At 62.9% G+C, this 19,455-nt stretch carries 16 protein-coding genes; 11 read left to right on the forward strand and 5 right to left on the reverse strand.

Translation table 11 applies throughout. The annotated features are described in order from the left end of the window. Nucleotides 1-16: 16 nt before the first annotated feature. From C4J91_RS24245 to C4J91_RS24265, 5 genes are all read left to right on the forward strand, one after another. The gene (locus C4J91_RS24245; RefSeq protein WP_124364595.1) at nucleotides 17-631 is read left to right on the forward strand and encodes a DUF2796 domain-containing protein; all 615 of its coding nucleotides are present in this window, start codon (nucleotides 17-19) and stop codon (nucleotides 629-631) included. 6 nt (nucleotides 632-637) lie between these two features. Beyond that, nucleotides 638-1,348: an ABC transporter ATP-binding protein gene (locus tag C4J91_RS24250; RefSeq protein ID WP_124364596.1), complete on the forward strand. Its 711-nt coding sequence runs from the start codon at nucleotides 638-640 to the stop codon at nucleotides 1,346-1,348. 1 nt (nucleotide 1,349) lies between these two features. Further along, entirely contained in the window at nucleotides 1,350-2,615 is a 1,266-nt protein-coding gene (locus C4J91_RS24255; RefSeq protein ID WP_124364597.1) for an ABC transporter permease, read from the forward strand. Nucleotides 2,616-2,626: 11 nt separating this feature from the next. After that, the gene (locus tag C4J91_RS24260; protein ID WP_124364598.1) at nucleotides 2,627-3,148 is read left to right on the forward strand and encodes a DUF3299 domain-containing protein; all 522 of its coding nucleotides are present in this window, start codon (nucleotides 2,627-2,629) and stop codon (nucleotides 3,146-3,148) included. A 224-nt stretch (nucleotides 3,149-3,372) separates the two neighbouring features. Further along, nucleotides 3,373-4,071, forward strand: a complete 699-nt coding sequence (locus C4J91_RS24265; protein ID WP_124364599.1) for an OmpW family protein — start codon at nucleotides 3,373-3,375, stop codon at nucleotides 4,069-4,071. 127 nt (nucleotides 4,072-4,198) lie between these two features. On the opposite strand, the gene C4J91_RS24270 is transcribed toward C4J91_RS24265, so the two are convergent. Then, on the reverse strand, nucleotides 4,199-5,083 hold the full coding sequence (locus C4J91_RS24270) for a sugar nucleotide-binding protein (RefSeq protein WP_124364600.1): 885 nt from the start codon (nucleotides 5,081-5,083) through the stop codon (nucleotides 4,199-4,201). Nucleotides 5,084-5,249: 166 nt separating this feature from the next. Here C4J91_RS24270 and C4J91_RS24275 point away from each other — a divergent pair, with 166 nt between their 5' ends. Next, nucleotides 5,250-9,497: a DEAD/DEAH box helicase gene (locus C4J91_RS24275; RefSeq protein WP_124364601.1), complete on the forward strand. Its 4,248-nt coding sequence runs from the start codon at nucleotides 5,250-5,252 to the stop codon at nucleotides 9,495-9,497. A gap of 106 nt (nucleotides 9,498-9,603) precedes the next feature. Here C4J91_RS24275 and C4J91_RS24280 read toward each other — a convergent pair whose 3' ends face one another. Beyond that, on the reverse strand, nucleotides 9,604-11,694 hold the full coding sequence (locus C4J91_RS24280) for a mechanosensitive ion channel family protein (protein ID WP_124364602.1): 2,091 nt from the start codon (nucleotides 11,692-11,694) through the stop codon (nucleotides 9,604-9,606). A 187-nt stretch (nucleotides 11,695-11,881) separates the two neighbouring features. On the opposite strand from C4J91_RS24280, the gene C4J91_RS24285 reads away from it, so the two are divergent. The 4 genes from C4J91_RS24285 to C4J91_RS24300 are packed head-to-tail and all read left to right on the forward strand — an operon-like array spanning nucleotide 11,882 to nucleotide 15,783. Next, nucleotides 11,882-12,808, forward strand: a complete 927-nt coding sequence (locus tag C4J91_RS24285; protein WP_124364603.1) for a DUF72 domain-containing protein — start codon at nucleotides 11,882-11,884, stop codon at nucleotides 12,806-12,808. Next, nucleotides 12,805-13,581: an endonuclease/exonuclease/phosphatase family protein gene (locus C4J91_RS24290; RefSeq protein ID WP_124364604.1), complete on the forward strand. Its 777-nt coding sequence runs from the start codon at nucleotides 12,805-12,807 to the stop codon at nucleotides 13,579-13,581. The genes C4J91_RS24285 and C4J91_RS24290 overlap by 4 nt, the downstream gene beginning before the upstream one ends. Then, nucleotides 13,578-14,840, forward strand: coding sequence for a cardiolipin synthase ClsB (clsB, locus tag C4J91_RS24295; RefSeq protein ID WP_124364605.1), 1,263 nt, complete (start codon nucleotides 13,578-13,580; stop codon nucleotides 14,838-14,840). Before C4J91_RS24290 ends, clsB begins: the two co-directional genes overlap by 4 nt. Then, the gene (locus C4J91_RS24300) at nucleotides 14,830-15,783 is read left to right on the forward strand and encodes a lysylphosphatidylglycerol synthase domain-containing protein (RefSeq protein WP_124364606.1); all 954 of its coding nucleotides are present in this window, start codon (nucleotides 14,830-14,832) and stop codon (nucleotides 15,781-15,783) included. Before clsB ends, C4J91_RS24300 begins: the two co-directional genes overlap by 11 nt. 156 nt (nucleotides 15,784-15,939) lie before the next feature. Here C4J91_RS24300 and C4J91_RS24305 read toward each other — a convergent pair whose 3' ends face one another. Continuing rightward, nucleotides 15,940-16,695 (reverse strand): S9 family peptidase, encoded by a 756-nt coding sequence (locus C4J91_RS24305; RefSeq protein WP_124364607.1) that lies wholly within the window; start codon nucleotides 16,693-16,695, stop codon nucleotides 15,940-15,942. Continuing rightward, nucleotides 16,685-17,794: a DUF3182 family protein gene (locus tag C4J91_RS24310; protein ID WP_124364608.1), complete on the reverse strand. Its 1,110-nt coding sequence runs from the start codon at nucleotides 17,792-17,794 to the stop codon at nucleotides 16,685-16,687. Before C4J91_RS24310 ends, C4J91_RS24305 begins: the two co-directional genes overlap by 11 nt. 249 nt (nucleotides 17,795-18,043) lie before the next feature. Here C4J91_RS24310 and C4J91_RS24315 point away from each other — a divergent pair, with 249 nt between their 5' ends. Next, nucleotides 18,044-18,607 (forward strand): cysteine hydrolase family protein, encoded by a 564-nt coding sequence (locus C4J91_RS24315; protein WP_124364609.1) that lies wholly within the window; start codon nucleotides 18,044-18,046, stop codon nucleotides 18,605-18,607. A 16-nt stretch (nucleotides 18,608-18,623) separates the two neighbouring features. Here the strand turns inward: C4J91_RS24315 and tam are convergent, their stop codons facing one another. Then, nucleotides 18,624-19,385 (reverse strand): trans-aconitate 2-methyltransferase, encoded by a 762-nt coding sequence (tam, locus tag C4J91_RS24320; RefSeq protein WP_124364610.1) that lies wholly within the window; start codon nucleotides 19,383-19,385, stop codon nucleotides 18,624-18,626. Nucleotides 19,386-19,455: the final 70 nt, after the last annotated feature.

Consider the following 19,455-nt stretch of genomic DNA (forward strand, 5'->3'; position numbering starts at 1 on the left):
TCTTTGGAGTCCTGTCATGCGCCGTCTGCTGCTTGCTTTGCCGTTTGCCCTGCTGCCACTGGCGGTCGCTCATGCTCATGAAGATCACGACCATGAGCACGCCAGCCTCGGTGCCCATGAACATGGCGTGGGCCGTCTCAATGCGGTGCTCGACGGCCAGTCCCTGGAGCTTGAACTGGACAGCCCGGCCATGAACCTGGTGGGTTTCGAACACGTCGCGACCAGTGCCGCCGACAAGGCCAAAGTCGCCGCTGCGCGCAAACAGCTGGAAAGCCCGCTGGTGTTGTTCAAGCTGCCCAAGGCCGCCGGTTGCGTCGTCAGCTCCCAGGAACTCAACAGCCCGCTGTTCGGCGATAAACCGGAAGCCGATCACGATGACGACGATGGCGATGACAATGACCACGCCACCGACGGCAAAGGCGTCGCCGCCCACGAACACCATCACGACCACAGCGAAATCCACGCCCATTACCAGTTCACCTGCGCCACGCCAGAGGCACTGAGCAACCTGGACCTGAGCCAAGTGTTCAAGACCTTTCCCGCCACCCAGAAGATTCAGGTACAACTGATCGGCCCGAGCGGCCAGCAAGGTATTGACGCGACCGCCACTGCAGCCACCCTGAAGTTCTGAGTTCACATGACCCATGCATTGATCCAACTGTCCGACCTGGGCTTCAACTGGCCCGGCCACCCGCAGTTGCTGGACATCCCCGCGTTCCGCCTGGAGCCGGGGGAGACCCTGTTCCTCAAGGGTCCCAGCGGCAGTGGCAAAACCACCTTGCTCGGACTGCTCGGCGGTGTGCAGACACCCAGCCGGGGCAGTATCCGCCTGCTCGGCCAGGAGCTGACCGAACTTTCGGCCGGCGCCCGTGACCGGTTCCGGGTGGACCACACCGGCTACATCTTCCAGCAGTTCAACCTGCTGCCGTTTTTGTCGGTGCGCGAGAACGTTGAGCTGCCGTGCCACTTCTCCAAACTGCGTGCGCAGCGAGCGATCCAGCGCCACGGCAGTGTCGACCAGGCCGCGGCGACCTTGCTGGCACACCTGGGCCTGAAAGACCCGGACCTGCTCGAGCGCCGCGCCGACTCGCTGTCCATCGGCCAGCAACAACGGGTGGCCGCCGCCCGTGCGCTGATCGGCCAACCGGAACTGGTGATCGCCGACGAACCCACCTCGGCCCTCGACTACGACGCGCGCGAGGCATTCATTCAGTTGCTGTTCGCCGAATGCCGCGACGCCGGGGCCAGCCTGTTGTTTGTCAGCCACGATCAAAGCCTGGCGCCGCTGTTCGACCGCAACCTGTCGCTGGCCGAACTCAATCGCGCCGCCGCGCCCGCAGAGGTTTGAGATGTATCTGTTTCGTCTAGCCATGGCCAGCCTGGCTAACCGCCGCTTTACCGCGATCCTCACCGCCTTCGCCATCGCGCTTTCCGTCTGCTTGTTGCTCGCGGTGGAACGCGTGCGCGTGGAGGCGCGCAACAGCTTCGCCAGCACCATCAGCGGCACCGACCTGATCGTCGGTGCGCGCTCGGGCTCGGTGAACCTGCTGCTGTACTCGGTGTTCCGCATCGGCAACGCCACCAATAACATCCGCTGGGACAGCTATGAGCACTTCGCCGCCAACCCGCAGGTGAAGTGGGCGATCCCGATTTCCCTCGGCGATTCCCATCGCGGTTACCGGGTGATGGGCACCAACGCGTCGTACTTCGAGCATTACCAGTACGGGCGCAAACAGAACCTCGAGCTGGCCAGTGGCCGCGCCTTTGCCACCGATCCGTTCGAGGTGGTGCTCGGTGCCGAAGTCGCCGATGCACTGCACTACAAACTTGGCGACAAGCTGGTGCTGGCCCATGGTGTAGCAGTCGTCAGCTTGGTCAAGCACGATGACAAGCCCTTCACCGTGGTCGGCATCCTCAAGCGCACCGGCACGCCGGTGGACCGCACGCTGCATATCAGCCTCGGAGGCATGGAGGCGATCCACATCGACTGGCACAACGGCGTGCCGGCCCAGGGCAAAGGCCGTATCAGCGCCGATCAGGCGCGCAATATGGACCTCACCCCGCAAGCCATCACCGCCTTCATGCTCGGCTTGAACAACAAGATTTCCACCTTCGCCCTGCAACGGGAAATCAATGAATTCCGTGGCGAGCCGATGCTGGCGATTCTGCCGGGCGTGGCGCTGCAAGAGCTGTGGAGCATGATGGGCACGGCCGAAAAAGCCCTGTTCGTGATTTCGCTGTTCGTGGTGCTGACCGGTTTGATCGGCATGCTCACGGCGATCCTCACCAGCCTCAACGAACGCCGCCGCGAAATGGCGATCCTGCGCTCGGTGGGCGCGCGACCGTGGCATATCGCAACGCTGCTGATCTTCGAGGCTTTCGCTCTGGCCCTGGCCGGCGTGGTGGCAGGTTTGGGTTTGTTGTACCTGTGCATTGCCGCATCGCGGGGTTATTTGCAGGCCAATTACGGCCTGGACCTGCCGATGGCGTGGCCGAGCGAATATGAATGGACGTTGCTCGCCGGTATCCTGGCGGCGGCGTTACTGATGGGCAGCGTGCCCGCATGGCGTGCCTATCGCCAGTCGTTGGCCGATGGCCTGTCCATCCGTTTATGAGGAAGCTGTCGATGCGTCGTGCCCTGTTTGCCTTGCTACTGCTGGTGGCCGTGCCTGCCTGGGCCGAGGAGCAGCCCAGGGATTTGTCGTGGCAGGAAATGATCCCGCCGGATGCGCCACCGGAAGTGCCCAATATGAAACCGCTGCATGACCTCTCGAACATGGCCGATGCCTTGTCCGTCGAGGCCGCGCCGGCTGCCAGGCAGGACCTGCCCAACGCGCCGGTGGTGCAGAGCCTGGACGGCCAGCACATTCGCCTGCCGGGGTACATCGTGCCGCTGGAGGTGAGCGAAGAAGGCCGCACCACCGAGTTCCTCCTGGTGCCGTATTTCGGCGCGTGCATCCATGTTCCGCCGCCGCCGTCGAACCAGATCGTGCATGTGAAAAGCGAAGTCGGCGTGAAGCTCGATGAGCTGTACCAGCCGTACTGGATCGAGGGTGCGATGCAGGTCAAGCCGTCGTCCAGTGAGTTGGCCGACGCCGGTTACCAGATGGATGCCGAGAAGATTTATATGTACGAACTGGAAGAGTAATCCCCACCTGCGAACACACCGAAAATCAAAATGTGGGAGGGGGCTTGCCCCCGATAGCAGAGTGTCAGTCAACAGAGTTATTGGCTGACCCACCGCCATCGGGAGCAAGCCCCCTCCCACAGTTTTTACGGTGTGGTTGCCCTTTCATTGAGCTGAGTCAACAGATCGAGCGGAACGATCTTTACCATTGGACGTACAACTTTTAACGTCCTTTTGGAGCTCCCATGAACAAGTCCCTGCTCGGCGCGTCCCTGTTCGCGCTCGCCCTCGTCGCCCCTTTCGCTCACGCTCACCAAGCGGGCGACATCCTGATTCGCGCCGGTGCAATCACCGTGAATCCGAAGGCCGACAGCAGCAGCGTCAAGGTTGACCAGGGCCCATTGGCGGGCACCAACCTGGGCGGCAAGGCGACCATGAGCAGCGACACCCAACTGGGCTTGAACTTCGCCTACATGCTCACCGATCACGTCGGTATCGAACTGCTGGCCGCCACGCCGTTCGAGCATGACGTAAAAATCAAGAACACCGCCCTCGGCGCCGCCAACGGCAAGCTCGGCACGCTGAAACATCTGCCGCCGACCTTGAGCGTCGTGTACTACCCGCTGGACCACCAGTCGGCGTTCCAACCGTATGTGGGCGCCGGTATCAACTACACCTGGATCTACGACGAGCACGTCGGCAGCCGTGCCGAACAGGCCGGGTTCAGCAACTTCAAGGCCGAGAATTCCTGGGGCTGGGCCGCGCAGATCGGCGCCGACTACATGATCAACGACAAATGGATGATCAACGCGCAGGCGCGCTATATCGATATCAGCACCAAGGCGACGGTGGATAACAATGCGTTGGGCCAGGGCACCCGGGCCAAGGTCAACGTGGACGTCGACCCGATGGTTTACATGGTAGGTATCGGCTACAAGTTCTAAGCAACACGCATAACCAAAATGTGGGAGGGGGCTTGCCCCCGATGGCGGTGGATCAGTCAATGAATCTGTTGACTGACACTCTGCTATCGGGGGCAAGCCCCCTCCCACATTTGGTTTTGGGTTGTTTTCAGGTGTGGCGGTAGAAGCGGTCAAGCAGCGCCGGTAAGCCCGCACGCCACGCCCGGGGCTTGATGCCAAAGGTGTGCAGGATTTTCTTGCAGGCCAGCACCGCGTGTTGCGGTTCTTCGGCCGCATCCGGCCGCGCCGCGTGGGCCTGGGCGGTCGGTGACTCGATGGCCAGCGGGTGGAAGTTGCGCGCTTCGGTGAGGATCGCCTGGCCCAGCGCCAGCGGTGTGGTCGCCTCGTGGCCGGCATAATGGTAAGTGCCCCACAGCGGCGCCGCGCAATCGAGTTGCTTGAGCACGGAAATGATCACCCGCGCCGCATCGTCCACCGGCGTCGGGTTGCCGCGACGGTCATCCGCCATCAGTAATTCATCGGGCTGTTCGGCCCGGGCCAGGAAGCGTCCGAGGGTACCGTCGACGCTGTCATCGAGCAGCCAGCCAAAGCGCAACAGCACATGTTGCGGGCAGGTGGCGCGTACGCTCTGCTCGATACGCCACAACGCCTGGCCACGCAGGCCCAGGGGCACCGGCTCGTCTTTTTCGCTGTAAGCGGTGGCGCGGGAACCGTCGAACACGCGGTAGCTGGACGGTTGCAGCAGGGTAATGCTGTGGTGCTGGCACAACTCGGCGAGGCGTTCGATGGCGAATTCCTGGGACGCCAGGCGGGTTTCGCTGACCGCTTCGGCCTGGAACCAGTCGAAATAGTAGGCGAGGTTGATCAACGCATCGGGACGGGTGTCGTCGAGCAACTGGGTGAGGCTTGCGGCATCCCAGCCGTCTTGGGGCGGTTTGGGGGCGAGGAAACCGATGTCTTCCTCTGCACCGAGGCGAATCAGCGCCTGCCCGAGGGCATTCCCGCCGCCCAGTAACATAAGGCGCATTCGCATAGATTGAGCAGGCCCGGTCTGTTTGGAACGATGGTTGTGTCGGCAGGCGCGTGAGCCTTGCCGTAGGTTTATTCCAGAATCGTTGCATTTTGCGGGTTTGTAGCGCAACCGTCACGGACAAAGTAGGTGTTTGCAACTTGTTGGAGCAGGTGGCATCAATCACTACATGAACTTTCCCGAATCAACGGACAGGGCTTTGGACGGCTTCCACCCCGCCGTCAGTACCTGGTTCCGCAGTACCTTCCCCTCGGTGACCGGCGCGCAGGCCCAGGCGTGGCCGCTGATCCGGCAGCGCCGCTCGACGCTGATCGCCGCGCCGACCGGTTCGGGCAAGACCCTGACCGCCTTTCTCGCGGTGCTGGACGACCTGGTCCACCAGGGTCTGGCCAATGACGGCCAATTGCCCGATGAGACCCTGGTGGTCTACGTTTCGCCGCTCAAGGCGCTCTCCAACGATATTCAGATCAATCTGCAAAACCCACTGGCAGGCATCACCGAGCACCTCGAGAAACAAGGCCTGCCGCCGTTGGTGATCCGCACCGCAGTGCGCACCGGCGACACCCCGCAAAAAGACCGCGCCCAGATGCGCAAGCGCGCGCCGCATATCCTGGTCACCACCCCGGAATCGCTCTACGTGCTGCTCGGTTCGGACTCGGGCAGGCAGATGCTCGCCAGCACGCGCACGGTGATCGTTGATGAAATCCATGCGATTGCCGCCGGCAAGCGTGGCAGTCACCTGGCGCTGAGCCTGGAGCGCCTGCAAGCGTTGTGCGCCGAGCCGCTGACGCGCATCGGCCTGTCGGCCACGCAAAAGCCCATCGAAGCGGTCTCGCGGTTTTTGGTCGGCACCGGGCGCGAATGCGCCATCGTCGACATCGGCCACGCCCGCCCGCGCGACCTGGATATCGAAGTGCCACCGGTGCCGCTCTCGGCAGTGATGGCTAATGATGTGTGGGAACTGGTCTATAACCGCCTCGCCGAACTGGCCCGTGAACACCGCACCACGCTGATATTCGTCAACACGCGACGCCTGGCCGAACGCCTGGCGCGGCACCTGAGCGAGCGCCTGGGCAAAACGGCCGTGGCCGCCCACCATGGCAGCCTGGCCAAGGAAATGCGCCTGGACGCCGAGCAACGTCTCAAGGCCGGTGAGCTGCAGGTGCTGATCGCCACCGCGTCCCTGGAACTGGGGATTGATATCGGCGATGTGGACCTGGTCTGCCAGATCGGCTCGCCCGGCTCGATCAACGGTTTTCTGCAACGGGTCGGCCGCTCCGGGCATCAGGTCGGCGGCACGCCCAAGGGCCGCCTGTTTGCCACTACCCGCGACGACCTGATCGAATGCGCCGCCCTCCTCGATTGCGTACGCCGTGGCGAACTCGACACCTTGCACATCCCCGTGGCGCCGCTGGACGTGCTGGCCCAGCAAATCATCGCCGAGGTCAGCGCCCGCGAATGGTCGCAAGCGCTCCTGCTGACGCTTATCCGCCGCGCCGCGCCCTATGCCGAGTTGGATGAGCGCCACTACCAGGCGCTGTTGCACATGCTTGCCGATGGCTACAACGGGCGCCAGGGTATCCGCAGCGCCTATCTGCACCGTGACGCCGTGACCCATACCCTGCGCGGCCGCCGTGGTGCCCGGCTCACGGCCGTGACCAGCGGCGGCACCATTCCCGACAACGCCGACTACAGCGTGCTGCTGGAGCCCCAGAGCCTGAACATCGGCAGCGTCAACGAAGACTTCGCGGTGGAAAGCATCGCTGGCGATATCTTCCAGCTGGGCAATACGTCGTACCGCATCCTGCGGGTAGAAGCCGGCAAGGTGCGGGTCGAGGACGCCCACGGCCAGCCGCCGACCATTCCGTTCTGGCTGGGTGAAGCACCGGGGCGCAGCAATGAGTTGTCGGCGGCGGTGGCCCGTTTGCAGGGGCAGCTGGATCAGCTGCTCAGCGCCAGCCCCGGCGACCTGCTCCCGGCGCAGGCCTGGCTCACTGGGACGCTGGGTTTGAACCGCGCCAGCGCCGAACAAATACTGGATTACCTGGCCCGCGCACGCCTGGCCCTCAGCGCGTTGCCATCCCAGGACACGTTGATCATGGAACGGTTTTTCGACGAGTCCGGCGGCACCCAGTTGATCATCCACACGCCCTTTGGCAGCCGCATCAACCGCGCCTGGGGCCTGGCCCTGCGCAAGCGTTTCTGCCGCACCTTCAACTTCGAGCTGCAAGCGGCGGCCAGCGAAAATGCGATTGTGCTGTCGCTGTCCACCAGCCACAGCTTCGCCCTTGATGAAGTGTGGCGTTACCTCAACAGCAATAGCGCTGAACACCTGCTGATCCAGGCGGTGCTGGATGCACCGCTGTTCGGTGTGCGCTGGCGCTGGAACGCCGGCGTGGCGCTGGCGTTGCCGCGCTATACCGGCGGGCGCAAGGTGGCGCCGCAGATCCAGCGCATGAAAAGCGAAGACCTGATCGCCAGTGTGTTTCCCGACCAGATTGCCTGCCTGGAAAACCTCGCCGGCGAACGCGAAGTGCCCGACCATCCGCTGGTGGAACAAACCATCGACGACTGCCTTCACGAAGCCATGGACAGCGAGGGCTGGCTGGCTTTGCTGCGGCGCATGGAAGCGGGCGACATTCGCATGGTCAGCCGCGACCTGCCCGCGCCTTCGCCGATGGCCGCCGAGATTCTCAGCGCGCGCCCCTACACCTTTCTCGATGACGCGCCCTTGGAAGAGCGTCGAACCCAGGCCGTGCTCAACCGCCGCTGGAGCGACCCGCAAAGTACCGACGACCTCGGCGCACTGGATGCCGAGGCCATCGCCGGCGTACGCGAAGAGGCCTGGCCGGCGCCCCAGGGGCCGGATGAAATGCACGAAGCGCTGATGAGCCTGGCCTGCATTGCAAGCCAGGAGGTCACGCCGCAATGGGCCGAGTGGTTGCACACCTTGACCGAGGCCGGACGCGCTTACCCGCTGCCCAACGGCCTGTGGGTGGCCGTGGAACGCTTGAGCTGTTTGCAGGCGATTTACCCGCACACACTGGCGCTGCTGCCCGGTTTCGATGAACCGTGGACATTCGATGAGGCGTTGGTGGAAGTGCTGCGCGCCCGCCTGGGCGGTTTCGGCCCGTTGACGCTGCCCGAGATTGCCGCGCCGCTGGCGTTGCCCGCCGCCACCGTGGCCCAGGCATTGGCGCGGCTGGAGCAGGAAGGCTATGTGCTGCGCGGGTACTTCAGCCCCGGCGCCGTTGAGGAGCAATGGTGCGAACGGCACCTGCTGGCGCGTATTCATCGCTACACGGTCAAGCGCCTGCGCCGGGAAATCGAACCGGTGGCGCTGCAGGATTTCATGCGCTTTCTGTTCGACTGGCAGCACCTGTCCGACAGCACGCGCGGCCAAGGCAGCGCGGTGTTGCCGCAAATCGTCGGCCAGTTCGAAGGCTATGCCGCCGCCACCTCGGCGTGGGACAGCGACCTGCTCAGCGCGCGGATCAAGGACTACTCGTCAACCTGGCTCGACGACTTGTGCCGCAGCGGCAAGCTGGTGTGGACGCGCCTGAGCCACAAGGCCAGCGCCATGGCCTTGCGCAGCACGCCAATCGTGCTGTTGCCGCGCAGCCAGGTGCCGCTGTGGAGCGGGCTGACCGAACAGACGGACAGCACGACGCTGTCGCCCAAGGCGCAAAAAGTCCATTTGGCCCTGCGCGAACAGGGCGCGTTGTTTTTCCATGAGCTGGTGCATGAAGCCCATCTGCTGCGCAGCGAGCTGGAAACCGCGTTGCAGGAGTTGGTCGGCGCGGGCTTGGTCAATGCCGACAGCTTCGCCGGGCTGCGCGCCCTGACCACGCCCGCCAGTAAACGCCAGGCGCGCAGCAGCCGGCGGGGGCGCGGCGCCTTTATCGGCGGCATGGACGACGCCGGGCGCTGGGCCTTGATCCGCCGCGCGCCGAGCGACGCCGGTGCGCATTCGGCCGAGACGCTGGAACATGTGGCGATGACCCTGCTGCGCCGCTATGGCGTGGTGTTCTGGCGCTTGCTGGAGCGCGAGGCGGACTGGCTGCCGAGCTGGCGCGAATTGCTGCGCACTTTCCATCGGCTGGAGGCACGGGGCGAAATTCGCGGCGGGCGGTTTGTCAGCGGGTTGGCGGGTGAGCAGTTTGCATTGCCGGAGGCTATCCCGTTGCTGCGCGAAGTAAGGCGGCGCCCTCACGACGGTAGCTTGATTGCCGTGTGCGGGGCGGATCCGTTGAATCTGGTGGGTACGCTGTTACCAGGCAGCAAGGTGCCGGCGGTGAGTGGCAATCGGATTGTGTATCGGGATGGGGTGCCGGCGGCGGTGATGGTGGGCGGTAAGCAGCAGATTTTGTCGGAGGTGGATCAGCAGGCGGTGCAGGAGAAGTTGGTCAGGCATTGAGTTTGAGGGCCTCATCGGGGGCAAGCCCCCTCCCACATTTTGATCTGTGAACCCAATCAAGTGTGGGAGGGGGCTTGCCCCCGATGGCGTCAGCTCAGCCACACCATCACTGTGAGCGAGGCTGCTCGCTCAGCATCACCGCCTGCGCCTCATCCACTTGGGCAGTACGCTTGGGCAACAACACCTGCTGTGGATAAGTCTGCGCGAAATGCACCTCATCGCAGTTATCCACAAGCTTTTTCAGACGCTGGTTAAACGCACGGCTCACCGCATATTGCCCACCCGACACGGTACGGAACTGCGCCGTCAGCACCACGCCGTTGAGGTCCATCTTGTCGACCCCAAACACTTCCAGCGGCCCTTGCAGGTTGTACTTGAGGAACACATCGTCGCGGATCGACTGCCCGGCCTCGCGGATCAGCTCCACGGCTTTGTCCACGTCGGTGTCGTAGGTGAACTGCACCGAGAAGAACGCATAAGCGAACTGCCGCGACTGGTTGGTGACGGCCTTGATCTGCCCGAACGGCACCGAGTGCACGAAGCCCTTGCCGTCGCGCAGGCGCAGGGTGCGGATGGTCAGGCCCTCGACGGTGCCGGCATGGCCGGAGTCGAGCACCACCCAGTCGCCGATCGACAGGGTGTCTTCGATGATGATGAACAGGCCGGTGATCACGTCCTGCACCAATTGCTGCGAACCGAAACCGATGGCCAGGCCGACCACACCGGCACCCGCCAGCAGCGGCGCGACGTTGATGCCCAGGTTGGCCATGGTGGTGATCGCACAAATCACCACGAGAATAATCTTCACCGCGTTACGCAGCAGCGGCAGGATGGTTTTCACGCGGGTGCTGGGCTGGCGGCTGGAGCGCTTGTTCACCGGGGGTTTGAGCGCTTCCTGAATCGCGGTATCGAGCACCACCCAGAACAGCCAGGTCATCAGCAGGATCAGGCCGATGCTGCTGAGGGAATCGCTGATCGCCCGGCCCACCGAGTTGCGCTGGGCAAACTCGAACAACGACACGCCCCAGATCCGCCCGAGGATTTCGATAAAGGCGATGGCCATGACAATGCGCAATATCGCGTGCAACAGGCTGAGGAAGCGCTCCTTGTAGGCGCTGCTGCGCTGGATCGCCACTTGGCTGCGCGACTTGAACAGGTGTTGCAGCACGGTGCTGAGGAACACGGTGCCGATCAGCAGGATCGTGGTGAACAAGGCACAGCGCAGAGCTTTTTGGTTGTCGTCGCCGGCACCGATCAGGTTGATCGCCGATACCAGCACCATCAGCAGAATCGGCCAATACCAAAGCCCGGAAAATACTCGCAATGACTGTTGCAACGCCGGGTGCTTGAGGCGCTGGGCCAGCGGCCGATTACGAATCAGATGCGCCACCGGACGCCGCAGGCGCACCACCAGCACGCCGAAGATCAGCGTGGCGAACAGGCCGGTAAACACTGCGATGCTGCTGGTGATATTGCCGCCGAACTGGCGGGCGATCTGCGGGCTGGTCAGTGCATCGCTGAGGGCGGCGAGGAAGCCGATCAGAAACAGCGGTTTGGGGCAGTAGTCGCGAATGATCTGCACCGCCGGGCGCTTGTGGCCGAGGTTGAACATGACAATGACGCACAGCAGCATCGAGGTGGAAAAGATGCCGCTACTGGTGGCATAGGCAAAACACAGCGCCAGCGCCCGGCCCACGGAGTTGACTAGAAAGTGGCTGACAGACAGCGTCAACGGCAGGCAGATAACCGCCGGGATGGTGTAAGGCACCACGTACCCCAGCACCGCCAGCAGGCGCGCCCGGCGCTGGAAAAACACCCGCTGGCTCAAGCGCCGGACGATCAGGCGCCCCAGCAGGGTCAGCAGCGCAAAAGCGCCGATCCACACGGCCGAGAGCAACAGAAAATCCCCGGCCACGCTCCACGGCGAGCGCGCGGCCGTCTGGTTGACCAGCCGCCCTACTTCGTTGGCGGCGCGGTCGGCGCGCAGGCGCCATTCGTCGATGAAATTCTGGTTGAGGTCCAGCTTCTGCTGCACATCATCGATGCTGGAGCTGATGGCCCCCAGCAGGCCGCCTTCCACCAGCAATTCCGGCTTGGCCGGGGCTTCGGGCTCAGGCGCGGTGGCTGCGGCATACAGTGCGCCATTGCCGCAGAACAGCAGCGCGCCGAGCAGTAATGCAGTCTTGAAATTCAGCAAAACACCGGGCTCCTTCAGAGGGTCTGTTAGGAACTGACGGGTTTGAGCCGTGATCGTTCCTTTGATTCAACCACCTGCTTCCTACCTTCGGACGCTCGACCGTTTGTAGGAATGTGGAAACTTTCGGTCAAAATTCACAGTCATCCCAACACGCAGGGCAATCGACCCTACCTCAATGGGAGTAAGCATGGCGGCGATTCATATCGGCATTTCCGGCTGGCGCTACACGCCCTGGCGGGGCGATTTCTACCCCGAAGGCTTGACCCAGAAACGCGAGTTGCAGTTTGCGTCACGCGCCGTCAACGGCATCGAAATCAACGGTTCGTTCTATGCGCTGCAAACGCCCAAGCGCTACGCGGAGTGGTATGCCGACACGCCTGAAGGCTTCCTGTTCAGCGTCAAGGCCCCACGCTATATCACGCACATCCTGCGCCTGCGGGATGTGCACAAGCCCATGGCGAATTTCTTCGCCTCCGGGGTGCTGGAGTTGAAAGAAAAGCTCGGGCCAATCCTTTGGCAGTTCCCGCCCAGCTTCAAGTTCGACCCGCCCCTGTTCGAAGTCTTCCTCGCCGAACTGCCCACCGACACCCAGCAGGCGGCCGCCCTCGCCCATCAGCATGAGCCGCGCCTGAATGGCAAGGCGAGCATGAAGGCCTACGGCAAGCGGCCCATGCGCCATGCCGTGGAAATTCGTCACGCAAGTTTTGCGGTGCCTGAATTCGTGCAGCTGTTGGATAAGTACGGCGTGGCCCTGGTGGTGGCGGACACCGCCGGCAAGTGGCCGTATGCCGAAGACGTTACCGCCAACTTCATGTACCTGCGCTTGCATGGCGACAAACAGTTGTACGCCAGCGGCTATACCGACGAAGCCCTCAAGCGCTGGGGCGACCGCATCGAGCGCTGGCGTCACGGCAAACAGCCCACGGATGCGCACCTGATCGACCCGAAACACAAGCCACGCGCCCGCAAACAGCGCGACGTATTCTGCTTTTTCGACAACGACATCAAGGTGCGCGCACCGTACGATGCCCGCCAATTGCTGCAGCGCTTCGGGCTGGATACCAACCTGCTGACGGAGCCCGGACGACTGCCCGAGCCGGGGGTGCTGGCATGACCCAGCCTGAGTTGATCCCCACCACGCCCACCACTGCCATCACGCGCTTTACCGTGCTGACGGTCAATATTCACAAGGGCTTCACCGCCTTGAATCGACGCTTCATCCTGCCCGAACTGCGCGAAGCGGTGCGCAGTGTCGGCGCCGACATAGTGTTCCTTCAGGAGATCCACGGCACCCACGAGCGCCATCCCCAGCGCTACAGCGACTGGCCGAAAATGCCGCAGTACGAGTTCCTCGCCGACAGCATCTGGCCGCAGTTCGCCTACGGGCGCAACGCGGTCTACCCCCACGGCGACCACGGCAACGCGTTGCTGTCGAAATTCCAGATCGTCCGTCACGACAACCTCGACATCTCCCAAAGCGGCCACGAAAACCGTGGCCTGCTGCATTGCGTCCTGCGCCTGCCGGGCAGCGGGCAGCAGGTGCATGCGATCTGCATCCACCTGGGCTTGCGTGAGGTGCATCGCCAGCAGCAATTGCGCTTGCTGGAGCAGCGCATCAGCGAGATTCCGGCTGACGCGCCGCTGGTGGTCGCCGGCGATTTCAACGACTGGCGCCAGCGCGCCGACCTCAGCCAAAGCGGCCTCAAGGAGGTCTTCGCCGAAACCCTGGGCAAACCGGCGCGCACGTTTCCGGCGCGCCTGCCGCTGTTGCCGCTGGACCGCATTTACGTGCGCAATTTGAAGGTGCATAACCCCCGCGTGCTGACCACGCGTCCCTGGTCGCACCTCTCGGACCATGTGCCGCTGTCGGTGGAGATTGAGCTATGAACGTTGCTGTAGAACATATCGCCACCGATCAACCGCCGGATGACGCCAAGGCGCGTGACCTCGATTACGACTGGCAGAGTGGCAATCAAATCGAACTGCTGGAGAATGGCGAGGCCTACTTCCCCAAGGTGTTCGAGGCCATGCGCGCGGCACAGCGCGAGATTCTGCTGGAGACGTTTATCCTCTTCGAAGACAAGGTCGGCTTTGAGCTCAAAGACATCTTGATCGAGGCGGCGCAGCGCGGGGTAAAGGTGGTGGCCAGCCTTGATGGCTTTGGTTGCGGCGAATTGAGTGTTTCGTTTTTGCGCGAGCTGGCCGAGGCCGGGGTGGCGGTGCAGATGTTCGATCCGGCCTCGAAAACGCTGGGCATTCGCACCAACTGGTTTCGCCGCCTGCACCGCAAAATCGTGGTGGTGGATGCCGCTGTGGCTTTCATCGGCGGCATCAACTTTTCCGCCGACCACCTGGGCGACTTCGGCCCTGAAGCCAAGCAGGATTATGCGGTGCAGATCGTCGGCCCGGCGGTGGCCGACCTGCACCACTTCGCCCTGGCGCAAAGTGGTCGTCAGGTGCGCACCCGGCGTGGCTGGCGGCGGCGCCCGCAACGCCCTGCGCCGTGGGCCACGTCTGAGGAAGACGGCCTGGTGCGCTTGATTTATCGCGACAACGTGCAGCATCGCGATGACATCGAAGAAGCCTATATCCACGCCTTGAGCAAAGCCCGTACACGCGCCGTGATCGCCAACGCGTACTTCTTCCCCGGCTACCGCCTGCTGCGCGAAATCCGCAACGCCGCGCGCCGTGGCGTGCACGTCCAACTGATCATGCAGGGCCAGCCGGATGTGCTGCTCGCCAAGCTGGCGGCGCGCATGCTCTATGACTACCTGCTCAAGGACGGCGTGGTGATTCATGAATACTGCCAGCGCCCGCTGCACGGCAAGGTGGCGTTGGTGGACGATGACTGGAGCACCGTGGGCTCAAGCAATCTGGACCCGTTGAGCCTGGCACTGAACCTGGAAGCCAATGTGCTGATTCGGGATCGGGCGTTCAATCAGCAGTTGTACGAAAGCCTGGAAACACTCGCCAGAAACCATTGCCAGACCATGCCGGAGAAGCGCAAACCCCGCCTGTGGTTATGGCGCCTGACCGTGGGTTTCCTGGTGTTTCATGTGATGCGCCACTTCCCGGTCCTGACCGGCTGGCTGCCAGCGCACAAGCCGCGTTTAAAACCCATCGAGAGTCCGGCCCATGACGTCTGAAAAAAAAGGCTCACGGTTCCAGCGCTGGAAGAAACCCCTGACCATTGCGTTCTTCCTGCTGCTGATCGTGCTGTTCACCCTGCTTGCCCGGCGCATCGACTGGAGCGAAGTGCTGCAGACCCTGAGCGAATTCAAAGTGCGCACCTTGCTGATCGCCAGCGCGCTGACAGTGTGCAGCTTTATCGTCTACGCCTGCTTCGACCTGATCGGCCGCACCTACATTCGCCAGCCGTTGCGCTGGAAGCAGATCCTGCCGGTGGGGATCATCAGCTACGCGTTCAACCTCAACCTGAGCGCGTGGGTGGGCGGCATCGCGATGCGTTATCGCCTGTACTCGCGCCTGGGGGTGAGCACCAGCAATATCGCCAAGATCCTGGGGCTGAGCCTGGCGACTAACTGGTTCGGCTATATGGCGATCTCGGGGGTGATTTTCAGCAGCGGCCTGGTCACCATGCCGCCGGGCTGGAAGGTCAGCACCACGGCACTGCAAGGCATCGGCGCACTGCTGGTACTGGCCAGCCTGGGCTACCTGGCCGCCTGCCGGTTTTCGAAAAAACGCGCGTGGACGATTCGCGGCATGGAAATCAACCTGCCGTCGCTGCGCATGGCGTGTTTGCAATTGATGCTGGGCGCGTTGAACTGGGCGCTGATGGCGGCGGTGATTTTCACACTGTTGCCGTCGAAACTGGACTATCCGCTGGTGCTGGGGGTGCTGCTGATCAGCGCGATTGCCGGGGTGCTTACGCATATTCCGGCGGGGCTTGGCGTGCTCGAAGCGGTTTTTATCGGCCTGCTGCAGCATGAAGCGTCACGCGGGAGTTTGCTGGCCGGGTTGATTGCTTATCGGGCGATCTATTTTATTTGCCCGCTGCTGATCGCATTGGTGATGTATTTGGGTGTGGAAGCTAAGGCCAAGGCGTTGCGGGTCAAGAAGACAGCTTGATACGACGTTGAAACAGACAGACTGATCGTCCCCACGCTCCGCGTGGGCATGCAGCCCGGGACGCTCTGCGTCACCCGTGCGCATTAGCTTGGCTGGACGCGGAGCGTCCCGGGCGGCATTCCCACGCAGAGCATGGGAACGATCTACGTCACTGGCTTATTGCGACTGAATGATGCTCAACCGTTCGCCCACCACCATCTCGGTGATCCAGTCCACCAGGATCGAGGTGTAGGCCTGTTGTGACACTGGGTCGCTCAATGAATGGTCGGCGCCGTCGATGATGCGGTGGGTCAGGGAATGGGTCTGCTGGCACGCCGCGCGGTAACTCATGATGGTGGCGTGGGGCACGTGGTCGTCGGTTTCCGATTCGACAATCAGTACATCGCCGGTAAATTGCGCGCAGGCGTGCAAGGCGCGATTGGTTTCGGCACGCACCAGGGTGCTGCGGTAGTCCATCAGGTCGGCTTTGTCCAGGTCACGCTTGGGCTTGAGCCATTCCTGGTCGCGGTACAGCGCTGGCACACGCAACGCCAGCCAGCGCACCGGGCGCAATGAGGTGAGGATGGCGGCCAGGTAGCCGCCGTAGCTGGTGCCCACCACGGCCACCGCCGAAGTGTCGATCGCCGGGTGGGACAGCAGGCGGTCATAGGCGGCCAGCAGGTCGCGCAGGTTATCTTCACGGGTCACGCGGGACAGCGGAATCCCCGTGCCAGCGTGGCCGCGAAGGTCGAAGGTCAGACACACGCAACCGAGCCCCGCGATGCCTTTGGCCCGTTCCAGGTCGCGCTCCTGGCTCCCACCCCAACCGTGCACGAACAACACCCCCGGCACTTTGGATTTGGGGCTCAGGAAGGTCCCGCTCATCTGTTCGTCGTCTATATCGATCGCAATGCTCTCGCTTCTAGCCGTCATAAGCCTCAACCGTCACGTATTTGAGTAGAAAGTCGCTGTTTTCAGCCGGGCCTCGGTACACCTCGATGGCATCCGCCGGCAGCGCCTGGTCCACGTAGGTTTCCACCGAGGCCACACGGATGGCCGTAAGGCTCGGGTTGTTGATAAAGCTCTGCAGCGCCGCGACTTCCGCGCTGCTGGCCCCGCCCATGCGCCAGGACTGCTCGAGCACACCACTGCGGCGCTGGCCGTCGCTGTCCAGGCCCTGGGCGATGTCGTAGTTGCGCCGCGAGGCATAGAAGCCTGGGTAGGCTTCGTCGGCAGCTCTGTCGAAGACCTGCGCTTGCCTGACGGCTTCACGCACATCGTCGGGCAGGTCCAGCGTGAGTAAATCATCATAGCCACCGGGCACCACCAGCAGTTGGGAGCCGCCATAAACGTCCTCGCCCTGCCCGTCCCGGGTCAGGTATTGCTCGCCGCAGTAGCTCAGCACCTGATCGCCAATAAAGCTCTGGCCTACACTGTGAGTGACCACGTCGTGCAGGTCTTGTTCCAGCACCACGCCGTCGTCGAATATCCCCGCCGCTTCAGGACGCGCTAATAGGGCGTCGAATTCGTCGAGGCTGCGAATGACTTGCTGGCCGCGCCCAGCGCAGGCGTTCACCGGTTTCAAGCGAATCGGCCCGCTGTAGAGCAAGCGCGTGGCGGCGGGCCGTGCATCCTCCATAGCGAAGACACTCAAGCCATCGAGCACCACGTCGCGCACCCGCTCACTGAACAACGGTGACCAGCCCTCCGGCGCCTTGGCTTCAGGGCTCAACAGTCCATGACTGATGGCTTTGGTGCAGATGAACCCGTGATCGACATAACCGCCCCACAGGTCTTGCGGGCCTTTGATATTGAGTGCGCGGGCCTGGGCCGCCCCCACCAGAGTTTGTGTGGGAAGCAGGTACAGGTCGCGGCCGGCATGCTTCTGTGGATCGTAGCTGCCGCCGAACTTGAGCCCCAGTATCTGCGCCAACCAGCGCGCCAGGGCGCGATTGGTATCGACTTCATGCTGGGGTGCGCCAGCGCGTGTCGAGTGAGCGACTACCCATTTTTCCGGTGAAATTGGGGTCATGCATCCCCCTTGGCATTCGGCCATGTGTGTAGGGGAAGCGTAGCAGGGATCAGGCCAATATCTGGCTGAGGAGGATCGTTTTAAAATCAATCACTTGGGGAAAACGCAATAGCAGTTAGCCTGCGTCATTCTGCACGACGCTGCTGCGGGTACGCGGCGTTCTGCACGATTCACATGAATCGCACCCGATATCCGGCGACGGCGCCAGCTAAGATACTGGGCCTATCAACCCATCACGAGGCAATCCACATGGCCAAGCAAGCACTCATCCTGATCGATATCCAGAACGACTACTTCCCCCAAGGCAAGTGGCCGCTTGATGGTGTGGAGGCCGCCGCAGACAATGCTGCGCGAGTGCTGCAGGCCTTTCGTCAGGCCGGGGATACCGTGATTCACGTTCGTCACGAGTTCGAAGGCGATGACGCGCCGTTCTTCACACCGGGCTCAGAAGGTGCCCATTTGCATGCCAAAGTGCTGAACCAGGGCAATGAGCCGGTGGTGCTCAAGCATTTTGTGAATGCTTTTCGCCAGACCAACCTGCGCGAGTTGCTGGAACAGCGCAGCATCACCGACGTGGTTGTGGTCGGCAGCATGAGCCATATGTGCATCGATGCGGTGGCGCGGGCAGCAGCGGACTTGGGCTACAAGGTCACGGTGATCCACGACGCGTGCGCGACCCGCGACCAGGAATTCAATGGGCAGGTGATTCCCGCCGCGCAGGTGCATGGCGCATACATGGCGTCGCTGGCCTTCGGCTATGCAAGCGTGGTGTCGACAAATGACTATCTGAAGGCCCAAGCGGCGGTGGCTTGACCGCCGCTGAGTAACCTTAGCGCGTGGCGATGATGAACAGGCGCGGGAATGGCAGCAACACGGTGCCGTCGCTCAGGGCTGGGTAAGCCTGGCTAATCCGCGCCTGGTACTCCTGCAGGAACGCGGCTTGTTCGCCATCGTTCAGGGGGGCCAGGAAGGGTCGCAGCGCTGAAGCCTTGAACCACTCCACCACGGCCGCGTGGTCTGCCAGCGGGTGTTGGTAGGTGGTGCGCCATACATCGACGGTAGTGCAGTACCGACTCAGCAGCTCGTAGTAATAGCTCGCCGAATGCCGCTCGTTATGCTTGACCGCGCCGATCTTCGCAGCCCATGGCCCCTGCGCCGCGACTTCGCGGGCGAGCCGGTGGGCAGGCTCGTCGAGGTTGTCCGGCGTCTGTACCGCCAGCGTGCCGCCGGGGGCCAGTTGATGCACCAAGTGCGGGTACAGCGTGGCGTGGTCAGGCAACCATTGCAGGGACGCGTTGGCGAGAATCACGTCGAACTGCTGCGCCGGACTCCAGGCGCCGATATCCGCCAATTCGAAGCTGAGCGTCGGCAAGCGTTTGCGCGCGTCGATCAACATGTCGTCGGAGCTGTCCATGCCGGTGATGTGCGCATGGGGAAAGCGCTCGGCCAGCACCTGGGTGGAATTGCCGGGGCCACAGCCCAAATCGACGGCTGTGCCCACGTCGGTATTGGGAATCGCCGCCACCAGGTCGCGGACGGGGCGCGTGCGTTGCTGCTCGAACATCGTGTATTGCTTGGCGGACCAGGTCATCACAGTTCTCCTTCGTTGGCGGTTAAGCATGCCCCATAAAAAAACCCCGATGCCAGGGGCTATCGGGGGT

The sequence above is a fragment of the Pseudomonas sp. R3-52-08 genome (assembly GCF_003851745.1).
Lineage (GTDB): Bacteria > Pseudomonadota > Gammaproteobacteria > Pseudomonadales > Pseudomonadaceae > Aquipseudomonas.

Coding starts and splice junctions, on each gene's coding strand:
- C4J91_RS24315 (WP_124364609.1), top strand. CDS start 18,044: ATGGCCAAGCAAGCACTCATCCTGATCGATATCCAGAACGACTACTTC.
- clsB (WP_124364605.1), top strand. CDS start 13,578: ATGAACGTTGCTGTAGAACATATCGCCACCGATCAACCGCCGGATGAC.
- C4J91_RS24300 (WP_124364606.1), top strand. CDS start 14,830: ATGACGTCTGAAAAAAAAGGCTCACGGTTCCAGCGCTGGAAGAAACCC.
- C4J91_RS24245 (WP_124364595.1), top strand. CDS start 17: ATGCGCCGTCTGCTGCTTGCTTTGCCGTTTGCCCTGCTGCCACTGGCG.
- C4J91_RS24290 (WP_124364604.1), top strand. CDS start 12,805: ATGACCCAGCCTGAGTTGATCCCCACCACGCCCACCACTGCCATCACG.
- C4J91_RS24275 (WP_124364601.1), top strand. CDS start 5,250: ATGAACTTTCCCGAATCAACGGACAGGGCTTTGGACGGCTTCCACCCC.
- C4J91_RS24265 (WP_124364599.1), top strand. CDS start 3,373: ATGAACAAGTCCCTGCTCGGCGCGTCCCTGTTCGCGCTCGCCCTCGTC.
- C4J91_RS24270 (WP_124364600.1), bottom strand. CDS start 5,083: ATGCGAATGCGCCTTATGTTACTGGGCGGCGGGAATGCCCTCGGGCAG.
- C4J91_RS24250 (WP_124364596.1), top strand. CDS start 638: ATGACCCATGCATTGATCCAACTGTCCGACCTGGGCTTCAACTGGCCC.
- C4J91_RS24305 (WP_124364607.1), bottom strand. CDS start 16,695: ATGACGGCTAGAAGCGAGAGCATTGCGATCGATATAGACGACGAACAG.
- tam (WP_124364610.1), bottom strand. CDS start 19,385: ATGACCTGGTCCGCCAAGCAATACACGATGTTCGAGCAGCAACGCACG.
- C4J91_RS24310 (WP_124364608.1), bottom strand. CDS start 17,794: ATGACCCCAATTTCACCGGAAAAATGGGTAGTCGCTCACTCGACACGC.
- C4J91_RS24260 (WP_124364598.1), top strand. CDS start 2,627: ATGCGTCGTGCCCTGTTTGCCTTGCTACTGCTGGTGGCCGTGCCTGCC.
- C4J91_RS24285 (WP_124364603.1), top strand. CDS start 11,882: ATGGCGGCGATTCATATCGGCATTTCCGGCTGGCGCTACACGCCCTGG.
- C4J91_RS24255 (WP_124364597.1), top strand. CDS start 1,350: ATGTATCTGTTTCGTCTAGCCATGGCCAGCCTGGCTAACCGCCGCTTT.